The following is a 504-nucleotide window of genomic DNA, read 5'->3' on the forward strand; positions in this document are numbered from 1 at the left end:
ATCTACATGTTTCTCAGTAACAGGTGAATATTCCACTAAGTCGTCTTTCGTATAAGTGATAACTTCATTTAATTTCTCAATTGAGTTTTGCTGTAGCAATACTCCTGCCGCTAATGCCTTGTAGGTTGATGCAAAGGCAAATCTTTCGTTAGGTCGATAAGCAATTGTTCGATTTGTACCAGTATCAATAGCATACACACCTAATCGAGCATCAAATTTTTTCTCAAGTTGAGAGAATTCTTTATACGTCGCATGATTTTTATGTTTAACTGGTCCGGTCTTTTCTTTCGCTTCAACTTGCAATGCCCCTCCTGTAAAAGCTTCTAGACTTGTAAGACTTAAACCTAATATACCAACGCATATACCTATTTTTAGCATCCTCTTGTTTTTCAAAATCATCATTCCTTTCAAATTTTCAATACTGAAAACAAGTAGTAAATTCAATACACTGTATCCTATTTGAACACCTGTTTTTATACGTACACATAATAGACTATCTAAGAA

At 34.1% G+C, this 504-nt stretch carries 1 protein-coding gene; it reads right to left on the reverse strand.

Annotation, left to right across the window (positions count from 1 at the left end; all coding sequences use genetic code 11):
- Positions 1-399 (reverse strand): serine hydrolase (locus AC1DTM_RS31430; protein WP_477001814.1); only part of this gene is annotated, 399 nt, incomplete at its 3' end.
- Positions 400-504: the final 105 nt, after the last annotated feature.

The sequence above is a fragment of the Bacillus sp. P4_D3 genome (assembly GCF_056401855.1).